The 416-nt window shown below is 50.0% G+C and carries 1 protein-coding gene and 1 pseudogene; both read right to left on the reverse strand.

Annotation, left to right across the window (positions count from 1 at the left end; genetic code table 11):
* Positions 1-226, reverse strand: a pseudogene (locus RM609_RS34760) (hypothetical protein); the annotation flags it as partial.
* Positions 186-377: a YqiA/YcfP family alpha/beta fold hydrolase gene (locus RM609_RS34765; protein ID WP_311616600.1), complete on the reverse strand. Its 192-nt coding sequence runs from the start codon at positions 375-377 to the stop codon at positions 186-188. The gene RM609_RS34765 and the pseudogene RM609_RS34760, both read right to left, overlap by 41 nt.
* Between the last annotated feature and the right edge of the window lie 39 nt (positions 378-416).

The following is a 416-nucleotide window of genomic DNA, read 5'->3' on the forward strand; positions in this document are numbered from 1 at the left end:
GGTCGATATTGGTCAGAGAACCAATTTGGAAGTTAAAACCGTGGTTACGCGCATGGGCCAGATAGCTCAGGGCATCAACGCCGTCATCCAGACTGCCGGTTGCCACTTCATGCAGCAAAGGTTTCCATAAATGGCTGTGGTTGCGATCCACTAAGATGATTTCGGCTTTCTTTTTACGGCCCAGTTTATGGCCCAGGCTGGTCGCCGGATTGCTGAATGGCTTTATCCACTTCTTTTAACAAATGCTGCATGTCGTGACGCGGATGCAGCGTGCTGTAGCTGATGAAGCGAACGTCCGGGTCGATAAACTGGAGTTGCAGCACCTTTTCATGGTTGCCGGGGCTGGTTGAGTCAAAGCCATGCAAATAAATGATCATCGTTTTCCTCGTCCTGACTGTGCGTTGATTAGATTAGCG

This window comes from Streptomyces hesseae (assembly GCF_031845785.1).
In the GTDB taxonomy this organism is placed as follows: domain Bacteria; phylum Actinomycetota; class Actinomycetes; order Streptomycetales; family Streptomycetaceae; genus Streptomyces; species Streptomyces hesseae.

Excerpts from the sequence above, each read along its gene's own strand:
- RM609_RS34765 (WP_311616600.1), bottom strand. The coding sequence starts at position 377 with ATGATCATTTATTTGCATGGCTTTGACTCAACCAGCCCCGGCAACCAT.